The following is a 16,286-nucleotide window of genomic DNA, read 5'->3' as shown; positions in this document are numbered from 1 at the left end:
CATACAATGCCTAAAAAAACAATTAAAACATGCTATAATGACGTGATGAAATAAAAGGTGGTAGAAAAATGAAAATAACTTTTTTAGGGACGAGTGCAGGTTTACCAACTAAAGAAAGAAATACACAAACGATCATACTTTCTCTTGCACCGTTAAATAATACGTTCTGGTTATTTGATGCGGGTGAAGCTTGTCAACATCAGATATTACATACAAATATTAAACTTGGAAAATTGGATCATATCTTTATTACACATCTGCATGGCGATCATATTTTTGGATTACCGGGTCTTCTGACGTCAAGAAGCTTTCAAGGTGGAGAAAATAAACCTTTAAAAGTATTTGGTCCAAAAGGAATTAAAGCATACATCGAAACGACACTGTTAATTTCAGGTTCTCACTTGAATTATCCGCTTGAAATCATCGAAATTGCTGATGGAGACGTCTTATATATCAATCAGATAAAGGTGAATGTAGGAATGTTAAAACATGGTATAGATTCATTTGGATATCGTATCCAGTTTCCGGACACAGAGGGTAATTTAATCTCGGATAAGTTGATTGAAGCAGGCATTCAGCCGGGTCCAATTTATCAACAGTTTAAAATGCAGGAATTCGTTGAGGTAGATGGTATCATTTATGAAACGAAAAACTACCGAAATCCAAATAAACCTGGTAAGATTATTACGATATTTGGTGACACAATGCCATGTGAAGCAGAAATAGCTCTGGCAAAAAATGCAGATGTTATCGTACATGAAAGTACATATTTAGAGGGTGACCTGGATTTGAGTCATAAATATTACCATAGTCATATTGATGACGTAGCAAAACTTGTTGCACAATCGCATGCAAAAAAAGTATTGATCAATCATGTGAGTAATCGTTATGATTTACAGGATATTGCATTATTGAAAGATGTAATACAGCATAAATATCCGGAAATGATATTTGAAATCGTGAAGGACTTTGATAGTTTTGAAATATAAATAATGCGCACTCAATTAGCTGAGCGCGCATTATTTATATGTATCCTTATATTTATTTTCCTAATTCTTTACTGCGATTTAAAGCTTCGTTCAAGCAATCTACAAAAATTGCTTCGATAGGATGTTTCGCTAAGGCATCCAGTCCTGCCTTCGTTGTACCACCCTTTGAAGTGATATTTTCACGTAACTGATCAAGAGACAGTTCACTATTTTCAAGCATTCTTGCTGTACCGATAATCAATTTACGTACCGCAATATCAGTGTCTTCATGTGATAAGCCAAGTTGATTAGCTGCATTGATATACTGTTCATACATATAGTATAAAAAGGCAGGGCCACTACCTGTGATTGCAGTAACATCATGTAATGAATCTTCTTCAACTTCAATTGAAGTACCAAAAGCATCAAGTAAATCAAATAAAAGCTGTTTATCACTTTCTTCAAAATTATCAGAGAAAGATATACCAGTCACTGACTGCTGTACATGCGCATTTGTATTCGGCATGATACGTGCAACTGGATTTGATGTCTGAAGCTTTGTCTTGATTTGATTTATTGGTACACCAGCCATCATAGAAACAAATTTATTGTGTGCATTATGATGAGGTTGAATACGCTCAACAAGCGAATCAAAGTCATGAGGCTTAACAGCTAAAAATACAAAATCAGCATTTGATAATAATTCAACATCGTCATAGCTATATTGTGTATTTAATGTACTGTTTAATCTTTTTAATTCTTCAATGTCACTTCTATTTGTTAAGTATATATCTTCACCTTTTACTGTATTACTTTCTATCAAGCCTGTAAAAATTGCGCTCGCCATATTACCTGAGCCGTAAAATACGATTTTCATGTCACATGCCTCCTGGAATCTTTGTTAGTATTATTATAAGATTGTAGTGGATAAAACACAATTTTGACACAAAATAAATTGTTAAAATAAAAGGGTGGTATACATATTGATTGGAAAAAATGCATTGATTACAGGTGCTACAAGTGGTGTAGGTTTGAAGTTAACAGAGATTTTATTATCGTGTGGCGTCCATGTAACTGCTGTTGGAAGACGTATAGAACAACTAGATGTTCTAAAAAATAAGTATGATAATCTGGTGGTGCACAGAGTAGATTTGGTTAACGATGATGAGTACGCACAATTTTTAAAATGGATTGATGGGCAAGGATCATTTGATTATCTAATCAATTGCGCTGGATTTGCAGAATACGGATCATTAATTGATCAAAGTGACGAAGTTATTGCAGATATGATACATGTCAATTTAACGCAGACCGTTATTCTTACGAAACATGTTCTACATAAAATGAATCCAGGAGGCATGGTTGTTACGATTGGTAGTCTTTCTGGCAAAGTAACGACGCCATTTGGTGCTATATACGCCGCTTCAAAATCAGGAATAAATCAGGTAATGAACGCATTACGACTGGAACAAAGTCATATTCATTTTTTAACTGTTAATACGGGACCAGTAAATACACAATTTATTCAGAAGGCAAATAAGGGTAAACCAATGAATCAGTTAGCAGAGCAGGTACAACTAGATGTCGATCAGTTAAGTAAGCAAATAGTAAATGCAATGATTGATAAAAAACTAGAACTTAATCTACCAGTTTGGATGGATTCTGGTCTAAAGGCTTATGCACTTGCGCCAAGAAGATTTGAAAAAATATTTAAAAGATATTTTATGACAAAAAAATAACAGGTGTAAGCTACACTTGTTATTTTGACTTTATTTTTTTGTTATGTCATTATTATTTCTTCTTTTTTATTTTATGTTTTTCATTCGCTTTAATGTCAGTATTGTCATTTTTCGGTGGCAATAAGTCAAATGTTGTTAAGAAATGTTCCACTTTGTTCTTATATGAAATTGGATTAACGTTATAACTTGCAGCGTGTCCGCCATGTTCTGGGTACCAGCGCATCTTAGGGCCACGTTTCTTATTATAAAGATCGACAGAGTGCGTATAAGGAATAAATACATCTGGTTTAGAATGGATAAACAAGATAGGCTGCTCAACATTTTGGATGACATCTATCGGTGATACTTGTTTCAGTGAAAAATGTGTTCTCATTTTCAGTACCTGATTTAAGGCTGATAATACAAAGCCACTTCCAAATGATGATTTCTGTTCTATGATTTGTGTCAATAATCGAGCAAAATTAGAAAATGCACAATCTGAAACATAGAATGCTGCTTCATTCGCTAATTCTCCAGCATAAAGTAATGTTGTAACTGCACCCATTGATTCACCATGGACACCGAAAGTAATGTCATAACCATATTGTTCTTTTAAAAATGCAATAACAGATTCTAAATCTGTCTTTTCGTAATAGCCATATGTGCTGTGATTACCACCACTTTCCCCATGTCTGCGATGATCAAAGATAATACCATTAAATCCTAGCTCATTAAACATATTTAGATATTTTATGCTCGTAATTTTATTTTCAGTTACACCATGACAGAATACCATCCAGTGCTTATGTTCATATGGCTTTACAACAGTAGCACTTAAGTTGTAGCCATTGCGTGAAGGGATAGTAACGTTAAGCGGTTGCTTTGCGTTAAATGCTTCAACATCTAATCGTTTCGCTTTAATTTCACGTCGACGTATGACTTCAACGTCACGCAATTTAAAATTTAAGACATAGTTTGAAGCGACCAATCCAACGATGCTAGAAGTAATACCTGATGCGAGTGATACACCGAGTAACGTTCTTGTTAGTAGTTTATTGTTCATACTAAATGATCCTCGTAGTGTAAGTTTTTGAATGCCTCAACTATTTTGTTAAGCTTTTGTTTGTCAATGGGATGTTTAATTGAAGTATCATATGCTTTAACATTTGCCTGCAACTGATCAACACTCGATGCGCCATTTACAATTGAAGCAACAGGGTATGAAGTTAAATATTGATATACAGCCTGTTGTAACGGCGCAATTGTAGTAGCTGCATCAAGACTTTGTCTTAATTCTTCCTGAGTTAATCCTAAAATACCTGATTCAAATTTTTTCTCTAATATTTCATCATATTTTTCAGTTAATAAACCTTTCATCAATGGTCCACGAGTCAAAACTTGCACGTCTTTTGATTGTATAGATTCAATTAAATCAGTAGGACGATTGTCAATTAGGTTAAACTGCATCATGATCGTATCAATATTACTATGCTTTAAATAATAATCGATGACATTTGGTCGAATAGAACTAATGCCGTATGCACGAATAAGACCATCTTTTTTTAGTTGTTCAAATGTTTCGATGGTTTCATCCTTATTATCTTCAATCATACCGCCATGCAGCATATATAAATCTAAATAATCCGTTTCAAGACGTTTCAGACTTTCATGAATGCTTTGTGTAATATGAACTTTAGAAGGATCCCACACAACTTCATCATTTAACATATTAAATCGATTACCCACTTTTGACGCTAAAGTGATCTGATCACGCTTTTTAGAATGTTTAATGAAATGGCCGATATTTTTTTCGTTCTGTCCTTTTTGATACAGGTCAGCAGTGTCAATGTACGTAACACCTAAATCCACTGCCTGATCAAGAATATATTGACTGTCAAGTGCATCCTGAGGGAGATTCATCGCACCGAGTCCCAGTTCAGAAAACTTTATGCCACTTTTTGTAGTATTAAATTTCATGTCTTTCCCTCCATTCGTTATAATAAATATAGTTTAACATGTACAAAAAGGAGAGTGTATTAATATGGATCTAACAGAACGCACACGATCAAAAGAAACGATACTAGACGGTAAGGTGTTGACTGTCGAGAGACACCAGGTTGAATTACCCAATGGTAAGGAAAGTACAAGGGAAGTTGTACTGCACCCAGGCGCAGTTGCAGTGATTGCGATGAAACAAAATAAATTACTACTTGTAGAGCAATTCAGAAAAGCACCTGAAGAAAATTTAATCGAGATCCCTGCTGGTAAAGTTGACCCAGGTGAAGCAAGACGTGATACTGCACTGCGTGAACTAGAAGAGGAAACTGGTTATACTTCAAAGACGATGGAACTGGTTAATGAGTTTTATGTTTCACCCGGATTTTGTAATGAGTTCATTTCACTATTTGAAGCTGGTGAACTTATAGAATCTCATAACCTTGAAGCGGATGAAGATGAATTTGTATTGAAACACTGGTTAACAATAGAAGAGGCTAATAACTGGATAAAATCAGGTAAGATTAAAGATGCGAAGACGATAATAGCAATTCAATATTTGCTATTATCAATGAAATAATATTAGATTATAATAATTCTAAAAAAGGCATTATTTTTCTTGCTTTAATTCTCAATTACTGATATTTTATATATATCAATCGTAACCTTTAGGAGTGTTAGTAATGCAGGAGAGAATCAATAGAATAAAGGAGCAATTACATGATGCTTCTTATAAATTAACCCCTCAAAGGGAAGCGACAGTGACCGTATTATTAGAAAATGAAGCTGATCATTTGAGTGCAGAAGATGTTTTCCTAAAAGTAAAGGAACGTGCACCTGAAATTGGTCTCGCAACTGTATATCGTACTTTAGAATTATTAGCTGAATTGAAGATTGTTGATAAGATTAATTTTGGAGATGGCGTTGCACGTTTTGATTTAAGAAAAGAAGGTGCAAAACACTTTCACCATCATCTTGTATGTATGAGTTGTGGAGACGTGGATGAAATAGAAGAAGATTTACTGGATGAAGTTGAAAAGAAAGTAGAATCGGATTATCATTTCTTAATAATGGATCATCGTTTAACTTTCCATGGTATTTGTAAAAAATGTACTGAAAAAGGCGTTCAACCTGAAGACCTTGATAAAAAAATAACAGAATAAATTGAAATGCAGATGATAATTTCATCTGTATTTTTTTATATTTTTAGTTGATTATATAATTATTATGGTAAACTAGGAGTTGAGGTGTTGATATGCAAACAATAATAGACGAATTTCTACATTTTATAATGATCGAAAAGGGATTGAGTAAGAATACGATAGCAGCCTATCGTAGAGATTTAAATCATTATCAGGCTTTTTTAGAAGAAGAGAAAATCGGTAATATTGATAACATCGATCGATATACAATCACATTATTTTTAGGTTATTTAAAAGATCAGGGCAAATCTGCAAAAACGTTAGCTCGCGTTTCAGCGACTATTAGAGGATTTCATCAGTTTGCTTTGAGAGAAAAATATGCGGTTAAAGATCCTACTGTTATTCTTGAAGCACCAAAATATGAACGTAATCTACCTGATATTCTTTCTATAGAAGAGGTTGATAAATTTTTATCGACACCAGATACATCAAAGCTTACCGGAAAGCGTGACCAGGCAATGCTTGAACTGTTATATGCTACTGGTATGCGTGTATCAGAGCTAATAAATTTAAACGTAGATGATGTGAATACAATCATGGGATTTGTTCGTGTGTTCGGTAAAGGTAATAAAGAACGTATTATTCCTATTGGAGATAACATGATTAAATTGTTGGAGACGTATATCCAGTCTACGCGCTATAAGATGCTCAAAAAAGAAATGACAGACAGTCTATTTCTAAATTTTCATGGAAAACGACTTACACGTCAAGGTTTCTGGAAGATAATGCGCCAAATTAAAGTTGAAGCAGGTATTGACAAAAAATTAACGCCACATACATTACGCCATTCTTTTGCAACACATCTTTTAGAAAATGGTGCAGATTTACGTGCTGTTCAGGAAATGTTAGGTCATGCAGATATTTCAACAACACAACTATATACCCATATCAGTAAGAAACAAATAAGGGAAGTGTATAAAAATACACATCCTAGAGCATAAGGAGAAAATATGAGTAAACAAAGACAAATTCAAAGAAATCAAGAGAAACATAAATCAGAAAATGATAGAAAAAAACAAGTTTTTGCGCCAAAAGACACGCATGAAATTCATACTCAGATTAATCAGGAAAATGATCCAAAGCAAAATAAAAATAACTGGATATTATTTGGTTTTATCGCTTTGATGTGTATCATTTGGGGTATCCTGTACTGGATATTTATCGTTTAAAGCAAGTTGTCTCGCATGAATGACTTCAGATCTATCACGCAGTTTATGCTTATGAATGATTGCTTGTGTAGGTTCGCAGTAATAATTTGTATCTATTGCATCAATAACAGGCAGTGTGATAGGTTGATAAGTTAAATTCTGTTGAATAGCAGATAATTGCTCTATTAAAACAGAAATATTGAGATATTCAGATAAGAAGTTTGAATTCATTTCAAGTAACAGTATCGTTTTTTTGATTAATGTAGTGGCACCACGTTTATTTTGACGTCTTAAATGATACATGGCAGTTGCGAGCATTATAAGTGCCACTTCAGGATCCTGTTTAGTGAAAGGTGATTTTTGTTTCCAGGCATCCTCCATAATTTCATGGCATTCAAAATAATCCCGATGCACATGAAATTGAATAATATAATCAGAAAATGCTTGTTTGAATAATGCATGCATAAGAAATCCTCCAGAAGTAAGGTGAATATATGTACGAAGTAAAATTAGCTTCATTTGAAGGTCCGTTAGACTTACTCCTTCATCTCATTCAGAAATATGAAATAGATATTTATGATATATCGATGAAAGTTTTAACTGAACAATATATTAATTATATCAAAAATGTTGACGATCTAGATATTAATCAACATGGTGATTATTTAGTAATGGCAAGTGAGTTATTAAGAATCAAGAGTAAAACATTATTACCCGATACAAATGTAGATGAAAGTGAAATCATCGAAGATCCACGTGAAGATTTGATGCGACAATTATTAGAATATCAAAATTACCGTTTATATGCTGATATTTTAAAAACGAAAAAAGAGTCACATGAAAAATATTTTGTCAAACGTAGCAATGATTTGTCCCATTTCGAGAATGCAAAACAAACACCGATACACATTGAACTTACCGATTTAATCACTGCATATCAGAAAGCAAAGCAACGTCGTAAAAAGATTGCCAGTGAATCTGTTAGTGTAGCCCGAGATACTTACTCCATGGAAGAAGCGATTGAGACAGTGACACATGCATTATCTCAAAAAAAGATAATTACTTTTGATGATTTTGTTTCATTTTCTGAAACAAAAACACAGGTTGTAACTTTGTTTCTGGCCATTCTGGAACTTATAAAAAATAATAAGATCAATGTTTATCAATCTAATGATTTTGGTGAAATTGAGATTGAAAGAGGAAAAAACTATGTCGAATGAAAAAATTAATGTCATACTAGGACTATTATATGCAGTAGGTGATGAAGGTGTTGAAATTGAACAACTTGCAGAGATTATGGAACTTACACCAATACAATTATCTGATATTGTAAGTGCGTATAATCATGAAATTTTTGAAATACAAAAGTTAGGATCAAAATACTTTCTGATGACCAATGAGACGTTAAATCCTTACCTGGAAGATCTGGTTACTGCTACAAATGAAAAGAAATTAACGCAGGCTTCACTCGAAACTTTAGCAATAATTGCATATAATCAACCTGTAACGCGTCATGATATTGAAATGATGCGTGGTGTGAATAGTGATGGACCTGTAAAAACATTGATTGAGAGAGGTCTGGTAAAAAGTACAGAAGTACATGGTGAGCGTGCAAGACAATTAGCAACGACTGAATTCTTCCTGATGACATTTGGTCTTACATCTTTAGATGATTTACCGAGAGATGAGATGATGACAAGTGATGCAAGTGAAATGGAATTATTCTTTAAAAATTTAAATGAAGAGGATGAATAAAATGGGAGAACAATTAGAAAGATTACAAAAAGTCATCGCTAAAAGTGGTGTGACTTCACGTCGTAAAGCAGAAATTTTGATTACAGAAGGTAAAGTTACCGTTAATGGCGAGACTGTAACTGAACTTGGTACAAAGGTAAGTTCAAAAGATCGTGTTGAAGTAGAAGGCATTCCTTTAGAAAATCCAGAAAAGATATATTTATTGTTCCACAAACCGACAGGTGTGATTACGAGTGTCTCTGATGATAAAGGTCGAACAGTTGTAACTGACTATTTTCCGCAGCTGGACTTAAGAATATTTCCTGTTGGTCGTCTTGATTATGAGACAAGTGGTTTATTATTACTGACAAACGATGGTGACTTTGCCAATCAGATGACCCATCCGAAATACAAGATGAAGAAAAAATATGTTGCTAAATTAAAAGGATTTCTGTTAAGAGAACAAGTTAAAGAATTAGAACGTGGTATTATGCTTGAAGATGGAAAGACGGCTCCGGCAATTGTGAAAGTGAAGTCCCAGGACAAATTAAAGGATACTACGTTAGTAGAAATAACTATTCATGAAGGACGTAATCGCCAAGTGCGACGTATGTTTGCCCATTTCGGTCATGAGGTTGTGAAATTATCTCGTATTGAATACGGACCGTTAACACTTAAAGGATTAAATGCAGGAGATGCTAGAGAACTTACACCTCATGAAGTCAAAACATTACGTAATATGAGTTTGAATAAATCATAAAATTCACATAGTTGCCACAGATAATCATTGCGTAAATGATATAATGTAATGTGACATTTTGAATAGAGAAGGGGTTAAGCATGGCGAAACAGCAAAAAAAATGGATTCAATATATAGTGACTTTCTTTATCTTACTCGCAATAATTTTTATCATCTATGTTTCTGTAACGAAAGATGGCGAAAAAGTTGTGAAGATAGGTGATGATGCGCCAGTATTTGAATTGAAAACATTAGATGGCGATAAAGTAAATTTAAAAGATTATCGTGGTAAAGGACTAGTACTTAATTTCTGGGGGACTTGGTGTGAACCTTGTTTAGAAGAAATGCCGGATTTAAACCGTGCACATAATGTGTACAAAAATCAAGATGTTGAAGTATTAACGATTCACGTTAAGAACAGTCCACAACAAATTAAACAGTTCTTCAGTGCTTTAGACGAAGAAGTAACTTTACCAGTTGGTTTAGATAATGGTGATGTTATGGAAGCATATAATGCGAATGATTTACCGAATACGTATATCATTGATAAAGATGGGAAGATCGTTGCACACCATAAAGGTCAAATGTCAAAACAAGATATTCAGAAATATATGGAAATGGTAAAACCATAAAAGGAGGATGACGATGCAGGAACAATCGATTAAATGTGTTTGTGGTCATGTTAACCCTCCTGGTACTCAATTATGTCAAAACTGCGGCCGATTGATCAATGACAGCTATGATAAAAAGAAAACAACAGATGTCATGCGTTATGACGGTCAGGCAGTGAGAAGTAAGACAAAGAATAAAACATTGTTAGATAAAGTATGGATTTTTTTCAGCTCGGTTAAAGTTGGTGTGATATTACTTGTATTAACAGTTTTAGCATCAGCACTAGGGACAATGTTTCCTCAGGAATATTTTATTCCGGTAGGTGAAGATCCATCAACTTTTTATAAAGATAAATACGGTACTTTAGGATATATCTATTATAAACTTGGATTAGATAACCTATATACATCTTGGTGGTATTTAATACTACTTGCGCTTGTAGCATTTTCAATTATTGCTGCAAGTATAGACCGAGGCATTCCATTACATAAATCGCTTACGCGTCAGACGGTGAAGAAACATCCAACGTACTTTAATCGTCAGAGGTTGACACTAGATGTACCGACGACAGTTGATCAGGCGGCTCTTGTAAATGCTTTAGCGCAGAGAAAATACAAAGTTAGAACAGATGGCACAGCAATATTAGCTGAAAAAGGTCGTTTAAGCCGTTATGGTCCTTATATTAATCATACTGGGCTAATCATTTTGTTAGCCGGTGCTATGCTTCGTTTTATTCCAGCATTTTACGTGGATGAATTTGTTGGTGTTGCAGAAGGTGAAACGAAGAGCATACCTGGAACTGAAAATACGTATTATATAAAAAATAATAAATTTATTTTTGAACAATACGATGCAGAATCTATTTCAAATATTAATGGTAAAGCTGCGGATTCCAGAATGAACAAAATTGCTAAAAATTACGAATCTCAAGTTACCATCTATGAGAATAAAGCTGATAAATCAGTTGTCGGTGCTGAACCAAAATTAGCACAAATTAAAGATGATAGTGTCAAAGTGAACCATCCGGTTAAATTTGCAAATTTTGCGTTATATCAAAATAGTTTCGATCAGTCTCAACTTAAAACAATGACGTTTAAAGTTGAAGACATCAAGACAGGCAAACCTATCGGTAAAACATTTGAAGTTGCACTTGATAATCCGGACAAACAATACAAAGTAAGTAAAGATTTAACAGTGAGTCTGAAAAACTATGCTCCTGATTTCAATGGTATTGCGGATAACGGAACTTTATTAACAAGTTCGCCAATACCGAACAATCCAGCTTTTGTCTTTGGTGTAGAAGATAAAAATAAGAAACCTGAATATAGTTTACTTAAAATTCGTTCTTCACAAGACATTACTAAAAATAATCAATATGCAGTTAAATTTGTGAGTGCGACAAATAAAACAATCACATATTTAACGGTGAAAAAAGATTTAACATTGCCTATACTGTTTGTAGGATTTTCAATTTTCTTAATAGGTCTAGCAATCGGATCTTACATCCATCATCGTCGTATATGGATTGATACGAAAGATGGATTTAAATTAGCAGCACATACGAATAGAAATTATTATGGTTATGCTAAGGATATTAACAGTATGTTAGCTCCTTTTAACTTACCGAAAGTTAATGATAAATATGCGGATACGGAGGAAGAAAATGAATAGTGAAGCTTTATTAAATATCAGTAGTACTTCATTGTATGCTGCATTTATATTATATTTAATCGCAATATTACCATTTTCAGCGAGTATTAAAGCGAAATCAAAGAAAAGTGAGAAAATAGGAGTTTCGTTAACAATTATCGGTTTTATTATGCAACTCGTCTATTTTGTAACACGCTGGATTGCTGCAGGTCATGCCCCTGTAAGTAATATGTATGAGTTCCTGACGATGTTCGGTATCATGATGGTCGGTGGATTTTTATTACTATATTTCTTATATCATACACCGATACTAGCGTTATTCTCATTACCGATTGCAATGCTTGTCATTGTCTATGCCAGTATGTTCTCGCGTGATGTATCACCACTTATTCCGGCATTACAAAGTAACTGGCTGGCAATTCATGTAATTACAGTGACAATCAGTTATGGTATTTTATCTGTAAGCTCAGTAGCAGGTTTAATATACTTATTACGTTATGTTGATGCGAATGAAAAATCAAAAGATGCTTTCTGGTTAGAGGTTGTAATGTATTTCATTACCCTTGTGATAGCTTTCATTTTAACGACAATCGTAATGAAAGGTATCGTTCATTATCAGGAAGATTATTATTATTATGATAAAAATGATAATAAGACAATCGCTGAATATCATTTGCCAGGATTAGTAACATTTAAAGATAGTATTCCTGTTGAAAAAATTAAAGGGACAAAACAAGATTACAAAGAAGTTAAAAGATTCAATACGGGTATTGAATTACCACCAGTAATAAATGCACAAAAGTTAAATACAGTAGTTTGGTCTGTTATCATTGGTACAATTTTATATGGACTGTTAAGATTAGTGTTAAGAAAAACATTATTTGCTGTAGTTAAACCATTAACGAATAAAGTATCACTCCAGTTGATGGATGAAATTTGTTACAGATCAGTAATTATTGGATTCCCATTATTTGCATTAGGTGGTTTATTATTTGCAAGTATTTGGGCACAAATTGCCTGGAGTAGATTCTGGGGTTGGGACCCTAAAGAGGTTTGGGCTTTAATTACATTCTTATTCTATGCTATTTTCCTGCATCTGCGTTTAGGAAGAGGTTGGGAAGGTAAGAAAAGTGCCTGGCTTGCTGTGGTAGGTATGGCAATCATTTTATTCAATGTCATTGCAGTTAATCTTATTATTGCAGGTCTACACTCATACGCTTAAATTAAAGGAGTAATCGATATGAAACAAACGATATTGATCGTTGATGATGAAGACAGAATCAGAAAACTAGCTAAAATGTATCTCGAGCGTGAAGGTTTTGAGACAGTTGAAGCAAGTGATGGCGAAGCAGCATTAGAACTTGCTTTGAATCAGAATTTCCATTGTATATTACTTGATATTATGCTGCCAGGAATAGATGGTATTGAAGTGTGCAGGAGAATACGAGAAGAAAAAACGACACCGATTATTATGCTCACGGCAAAAGGTGAGGAGCATAATCGCGTTGAAGGTTTTGAAATTGGCGCCGATGATTATATCGTTAAACCTTTCTCACCACGTGAAGTAGTATTACGTGTAAAAGCAATTTTACGTCGTGCTCAACCGACAATGTATTTAAAGCAGGATTCACATGCGAAAGACTTAATTGTATTTGATTCTTTAGTGATTGATAATGATGCACATCGTGTTATGGCTGAAAATCAGGAAGTTAATTTGACACCAAAAGAATATGAATTACTATTATTTTTAGCTAAAAGTCCAGATAAAGTTTTCGACCGTGAACAATTACTGAAAGATGTTTGGCATTATGAGTTTTATGGAGATTTACGTACAGTAGATACACATGTAAAACGTCTTCGTGAAAAATTAAATAAAGTTTCACCGAAAGCTGCTGATATGATTCACACTGTATGGGGTGTTGGTTATAAGTTTGAGGTGAAAGAATAATGCGCTATTTTAATAGCGTAGTAATTAAACTGTGGTTAACTATATTATTTATAGTGACTGCAGTTTTAATTATATTATCTGTTTCTTTAATGGGATTCTTTAATTCGTATTTGAAAAGCGAGTCTGGCCATACGCTTAAGCAGCAAGCTGAAAAAGCTGAGCTCGTATTAACGAGTCATCACGATCAAAGCGATGCATTAACTTATGTGAAAGAATTAATAGAAAATCCTGCAGGTATTATTATTGTTCAAAATAAATCGGACTTAGATGTAACATACGATGATCCACTCAAACAGCTAATGGTAGACGAAATCAAAGGAAATGACGCTTTTGATAAAGTTTTTGAGAAAGATGAATATGTTGTAAAAGATATTAAAGTAAATTACCAGGATAACAGACATGAATATATCCTTATCGGATACCCTTCTCAAGCTTTTAATTATAAAGACAGTGGGATATTTATCTATCAGGATACTAATTCAATGGATGATGCACAAAATTATATTACTTTTATTATTTTTATCGTGGCAATGTTATTATTGATACTTACTACTATCTTTGCATTTTTCTTATCCAATAAGATTACAAAACCATTGTTACTGTTAAAGACAGCTGCTTTTAATTTAGCAAGAGGTGAGCGTAACAATAAAATAGCTGTATATTCCAGAGATGAGATTGGTGAATTAGCACTTGCGTTTAATAAGATGGAGCAGGAGATAACATTAAATATCAGTAAAATATCCCAGGAACGTAATTTAAGGGATCGATTAATCAATGCAATGGAAGACGGTGTTTTAAGCTTTAATATGGATCTTGAAAAACAGCTTCAAAACCCGATGGCAGAGAGATTTTTAGATGATATTTCTCAGGAAGACACTGATATTTTAAGTAAACTCGTGAATCAGGTAATGCAATCTGATGAAACAATATATCATGAAATTTCTACATTTAATAAACATTATGTACTCATCATCTCGCCAGTCAAAAATACGACGCAGGGACAAAATAACGGTGCTGTCGCTATCATTCGTGATATGAGTGAAGAGAAAAAGATAGATATGATGAAACAACAGTTTATCGCAAATGTTTCTCATGAATTACGTACGCCAATCCAAATGTTACAAGGGTATACTGAGGCAATATTAGATGGTATTGTGGTCGAAAAAGATGATGTTGATGAATTTTTAAATATTATTCTCGATGAATCTAAACGATTAAACAGATTGGTTAATGAATTAATAAATGTTGCGCGTATTGATGCCGGAGAAACAACGTTAAATAAAGAAATGATGGATATTTCGCCTTTACTTGAAAAAAATATTCAGAACTTTAAGCAGAGTGCTATAGAACATAAAACAACATTACAATTAGATTTACAGCATACAAAAGAGGTAGCAATTGATTATGATAAGATATTCCAGGTTATTACAAACCTTCTGGATAATGCAATGCGTTATACAAAGAGTGGAGACACTATAAAAATTTCAACATATAATGATTCTAGCAACCTGTATATCCAAATATCTGATACGGGTGTCGGTATCGCTAAAGAACATATCAATCATATATTTGAAAGATTTTATAAAGTAGATCAGGCAAGAACACGCGGTAAGCACGGTACTGGTTTAGGTTTATTTATCGTAAAAGCTATCATTGAAAAACATCATGGCGAAATTAATGTTGAAAGTGAGCAGGGTATTGGCACAACATTCACGATTTCAATTCCGTTAGTTGACACGGAGCAGTAGTTTGGTACAATGATTTATGGCAATAGCCAAAATACACATTCATCTTCGGGGTCGGTGAAATTCCGAGCCGGCGGTAAAAGCCCGCGACCTGCATTATGCAGCTGATTTGGTGTAATTCCAAAGCCGACAGTACAGTCTGGATGGGAGAAGATGGAGGTCAGAGTTTCGTCAAGTTAATTTGTCCTCCTGATTCAAAGATGAAGTAAGGAGAATTTATGACAAAATTGAATAGAACTAGAAGTCTGATACTGATCAGTTTATTAAGTGCAATTGCATTCATACTGATGTTTTTAAAAGTACCAGTACCTTTCTTACCACCGTATTTAACGATTGACATCAGTGATTTACCGGCAATTATTGCACTTTTTACTGTTGGACCTGTTGGTGCAGTACTAATTGAGTTCATTAAGAACATACTTAACTTCGTAATGAATATGACTGATCCTGTTGGTCCTGTTGCTAACTTTTTAGCAGGGACGTCGTTTATCATAATACTGTATGTTATTACAAAAGGAAGATTTAATAAGATAATACCAGCATTTATCAGTGCTACAATCGTAATGACGATTGTGATGAGTATTCTGAACTATTTCGTGTTATTACCAATGTATGGCATGATTATGAATTTGAATGATGTTGTCAAGAACATTCAGGTTATCGTAACAGCTGGTATTATTCCTTTTAATATTATTAAAGGATTATTACTGACAATTCTATTCTATATTATTGTTAGACCTTTAGTACCGTTACTTAAAAAACAGATGAAAATTAATGAGTAATCATTAATCGCATAAAACATAACTTGACAAAAAAGCTTGAAGTTC

19 protein-coding genes and 1 riboswitch are annotated in these 16,286 nt (G+C 33.7%); of the genes, 15 read left to right on the top strand and 4 right to left on the bottom strand.

From position 1 onward, the window contains the following. The first annotated feature begins 68 nt into the window (after positions 1 to 68). The gene (rnz, locus tag KFV12_RS07855; protein ID WP_254256516.1) at positions 69 to 989 is read left to right on the top strand and encodes a ribonuclease Z; all 921 of its coding nucleotides are present in this window, start codon (positions 69 to 71) and stop codon (positions 987 to 989) included. 52 nt (positions 990 to 1,041) lie between these two features. Here the strand turns inward: rnz and proC are convergent, their stop codons facing one another. Continuing rightward, positions 1,042 to 1,845, bottom strand: a complete 804-nt coding sequence (proC, locus tag KFV12_RS07850) for a pyrroline-5-carboxylate reductase (protein WP_111715075.1) — start codon at positions 1,843 to 1,845, stop codon at positions 1,042 to 1,044. Between the two features lie 106 nt (positions 1,846 to 1,951). Here proC and KFV12_RS07845 point away from each other — a divergent pair, with 106 nt between their 5' ends. Continuing rightward, the gene (locus KFV12_RS07845; RefSeq protein WP_254256515.1) at positions 1,952 to 2,707 is read left to right on the top strand and encodes an SDR family NAD(P)-dependent oxidoreductase; all 756 of its coding nucleotides are present in this window, start codon (positions 1,952 to 1,954) and stop codon (positions 2,705 to 2,707) included. Between the two features lie 52 nt (positions 2,708 to 2,759). Here KFV12_RS07845 and KFV12_RS07840 read toward each other — a convergent pair whose 3' ends face one another. After that, entirely contained in the window at positions 2,760 to 3,749 is a 990-nt protein-coding gene (locus KFV12_RS07840) for an alpha/beta hydrolase (RefSeq protein ID WP_254256514.1), read from the bottom strand. Further along, a complete protein-coding gene (locus KFV12_RS07835; RefSeq protein WP_254256513.1) occupies positions 3,746 to 4,663 on the bottom strand; it encodes an aldo/keto reductase in 918 nt (305 codons plus the stop codon). The genes KFV12_RS07840 and KFV12_RS07835 overlap by 4 nt, the downstream gene beginning before the upstream one ends. Before the next feature lie 64 nt (positions 4,664 to 4,727). On the opposite strand from KFV12_RS07835, the gene KFV12_RS07830 reads away from it, so the two are divergent. From KFV12_RS07830 to KFV12_RS07815, 4 genes are all read left to right on the top strand, one after another. Beyond that, on the top strand, positions 4,728 to 5,261 hold the full coding sequence (locus tag KFV12_RS07830; RefSeq protein WP_111715069.1) for an NUDIX hydrolase: 534 nt from the start codon (positions 4,728 to 4,730) through the stop codon (positions 5,259 to 5,261). A gap of 103 nt (positions 5,262 to 5,364) precedes the next feature. Beyond that, a complete protein-coding gene (fur, locus tag KFV12_RS07825) occupies positions 5,365 to 5,844 on the top strand; it encodes a ferric iron uptake transcriptional regulator (protein WP_111715067.1) in 480 nt (159 codons plus the stop codon). A gap of 92 nt (positions 5,845 to 5,936) precedes the next feature. Next, on the top strand, positions 5,937 to 6,824 hold the full coding sequence (gene xerD, locus KFV12_RS07820) for a site-specific tyrosine recombinase XerD (RefSeq protein ID WP_111715066.1): 888 nt from the start codon (positions 5,937 to 5,939) through the stop codon (positions 6,822 to 6,824). A 9-nt stretch (positions 6,825 to 6,833) separates the two neighbouring features. Continuing rightward, the gene (locus tag KFV12_RS07815) at positions 6,834 to 7,052 is read left to right on the top strand and encodes a hypothetical protein (RefSeq protein ID WP_254256512.1); all 219 of its coding nucleotides are present in this window, start codon (positions 6,834 to 6,836) and stop codon (positions 7,050 to 7,052) included. On the opposite strand, the gene KFV12_RS07810 is transcribed toward KFV12_RS07815, so the two are convergent. Continuing rightward, on the bottom strand, positions 6,987 to 7,496 hold the full coding sequence (locus KFV12_RS07810) for a DUF309 domain-containing protein (RefSeq protein WP_170122455.1): 510 nt from the start codon (positions 7,494 to 7,496) through the stop codon (positions 6,987 to 6,989). The two genes, KFV12_RS07815 and KFV12_RS07810, sit on opposite strands and share 66 nt — an antisense overlap. Before the next feature lie 29 nt (positions 7,497 to 7,525). On the opposite strand from KFV12_RS07810, the gene KFV12_RS07805 reads away from it, so the two are divergent. The 9 genes from KFV12_RS07805 (at position 7,526) to KFV12_RS07765 (ending at position 16,241) form a co-directional block, all read left to right on the top strand. Further along, the gene (locus tag KFV12_RS07805) at positions 7,526 to 8,251 is read left to right on the top strand and encodes a segregation and condensation protein A (RefSeq protein WP_254256511.1); all 726 of its coding nucleotides are present in this window, start codon (positions 7,526 to 7,528) and stop codon (positions 8,249 to 8,251) included. Next, entirely contained in the window at positions 8,241 to 8,786 is a 546-nt protein-coding gene (gene scpB, locus KFV12_RS07800; RefSeq protein ID WP_111715059.1) for an SMC-Scp complex subunit ScpB, read from the top strand. The genes KFV12_RS07805 and scpB overlap by 11 nt, the downstream gene beginning before the upstream one ends. 1 nt (position 8,787) lies before the next feature. Continuing rightward, positions 8,788 to 9,525: a pseudouridine synthase gene (locus KFV12_RS07795; RefSeq protein ID WP_111715058.1), complete on the top strand. Its 738-nt coding sequence runs from the start codon at positions 8,788 to 8,790 to the stop codon at positions 9,523 to 9,525. 80 nt (positions 9,526 to 9,605) lie between these two features. Beyond that, entirely contained in the window at positions 9,606 to 10,136 is a 531-nt protein-coding gene (gene resA, locus KFV12_RS07790; protein ID WP_111715056.1) for a thiol-disulfide oxidoreductase ResA, read from the top strand. 13 nt (positions 10,137 to 10,149) lie between these two features. Then, positions 10,150 to 11,787, top strand: a complete 1,638-nt coding sequence (gene resB / locus KFV12_RS07785; protein ID WP_254256510.1) for a cytochrome c biogenesis protein ResB — start codon at positions 10,150 to 10,152, stop codon at positions 11,785 to 11,787. Then, positions 11,780 to 12,988 (top strand): c-type cytochrome biogenesis protein CcsB, encoded by a 1,209-nt coding sequence (ccsB, locus tag KFV12_RS07780; RefSeq protein WP_254256509.1) that lies wholly within the window; start codon positions 11,780 to 11,782, stop codon positions 12,986 to 12,988. Before resB ends, ccsB begins: the two co-directional genes overlap by 8 nt. A gap of 18 nt (positions 12,989 to 13,006) precedes the next feature. Continuing rightward, positions 13,007 to 13,714: a response regulator transcription factor gene (locus KFV12_RS07775; RefSeq protein WP_111715052.1), complete on the top strand. Its 708-nt coding sequence runs from the start codon at positions 13,007 to 13,009 to the stop codon at positions 13,712 to 13,714. Then, a complete protein-coding gene (locus KFV12_RS07770; RefSeq protein WP_254256508.1) occupies positions 13,714 to 15,462 on the top strand; it encodes an ATP-binding protein in 1,749 nt (582 codons plus the stop codon). Before KFV12_RS07775 ends, KFV12_RS07770 begins: the two co-directional genes overlap by 1 nt. Positions 15,463 to 15,499: 37 nt before the next feature. Next, a riboswitch (FMN riboswitch) is annotated at positions 15,500 to 15,618 on the top strand. A gap of 59 nt (positions 15,619 to 15,677) precedes the next feature. Continuing rightward, on the top strand, positions 15,678 to 16,241 hold the full coding sequence (locus KFV12_RS07765; RefSeq protein ID WP_111715049.1) for an ECF transporter S component: 564 nt from the start codon (positions 15,678 to 15,680) through the stop codon (positions 16,239 to 16,241). Positions 16,242 to 16,286 lie beyond the last annotated feature (45 nt).

The organism is Macrococcus epidermidis (genome assembly GCF_024205965.1).
GTDB lineage: Bacteria > Bacillota > Bacilli > Staphylococcales > Staphylococcaceae > Macrococcoides > Macrococcoides epidermidis.
The sequence above is the reverse complement of the archived record's forward strand: the minus strand, read 5'-3'. Positions and strand labels throughout refer to the sequence as shown.

Excerpts from the sequence above, each read along its gene's own strand:
- KFV12_RS07835 (WP_254256513.1), bottom strand. The coding sequence starts at position 4,663 with ATGAAATTTAATACTACAAAAAGTGGCATAAAGTTTTCTGAACTGGGA.
- proC (WP_111715075.1), bottom strand. The coding sequence starts at position 1,845 with ATGAAAATCGTATTTTACGGCTCAGGTAATATGGCGAGCGCAATTTTT.
- KFV12_RS07840 (WP_254256514.1), bottom strand. The coding sequence starts at position 3,749 with ATGAACAATAAACTACTAACAAGAACGTTACTCGGTGTATCACTCGCA.
- KFV12_RS07795 (WP_111715058.1), top strand. The coding sequence starts at position 8,788 with ATGGGAGAACAATTAGAAAGATTACAAAAAGTCATCGCTAAAAGTGGT.
- KFV12_RS07815 (WP_254256512.1), top strand. The coding sequence starts at position 6,834 with ATGAGTAAACAAAGACAAATTCAAAGAAATCAAGAGAAACATAAATCA.
- KFV12_RS07770 (WP_254256508.1), top strand. The coding sequence starts at position 13,714 with ATGCGCTATTTTAATAGCGTAGTAATTAAACTGTGGTTAACTATATTA.
- KFV12_RS07805 (WP_254256511.1), top strand. The coding sequence starts at position 7,526 with ATGTACGAAGTAAAATTAGCTTCATTTGAAGGTCCGTTAGACTTACTC.
- rnz (WP_254256516.1), top strand. The coding sequence starts at position 69 with ATGAAAATAACTTTTTTAGGGACGAGTGCAGGTTTACCAACTAAAGAA.
- resB (WP_254256510.1), top strand. The coding sequence starts at position 10,150 with ATGCAGGAACAATCGATTAAATGTGTTTGTGGTCATGTTAACCCTCCT.
- KFV12_RS07775 (WP_111715052.1), top strand. The coding sequence starts at position 13,007 with ATGAAACAAACGATATTGATCGTTGATGATGAAGACAGAATCAGAAAA.
- KFV12_RS07810 (WP_170122455.1), bottom strand. The coding sequence starts at position 7,496 with ATGCATGCATTATTCAAACAAGCATTTTCTGATTATATTATTCAATTT.
- resA (WP_111715056.1), top strand. The coding sequence starts at position 9,606 with ATGGCGAAACAGCAAAAAAAATGGATTCAATATATAGTGACTTTCTTT.
- ccsB (WP_254256509.1), top strand. The coding sequence starts at position 11,780 with ATGAATAGTGAAGCTTTATTAAATATCAGTAGTACTTCATTGTATGCT.
- KFV12_RS07765 (WP_111715049.1), top strand. The coding sequence starts at position 15,678 with ATGACAAAATTGAATAGAACTAGAAGTCTGATACTGATCAGTTTATTA.
- fur (WP_111715067.1), top strand. The coding sequence starts at position 5,365 with ATGCAGGAGAGAATCAATAGAATAAAGGAGCAATTACATGATGCTTCT.
- xerD (WP_111715066.1), top strand. The coding sequence starts at position 5,937 with ATGCAAACAATAATAGACGAATTTCTACATTTTATAATGATCGAAAAG.
- KFV12_RS07830 (WP_111715069.1), top strand. The coding sequence starts at position 4,728 with ATGGATCTAACAGAACGCACACGATCAAAAGAAACGATACTAGACGGT.
- scpB (WP_111715059.1), top strand. The coding sequence starts at position 8,241 with ATGTCGAATGAAAAAATTAATGTCATACTAGGACTATTATATGCAGTA.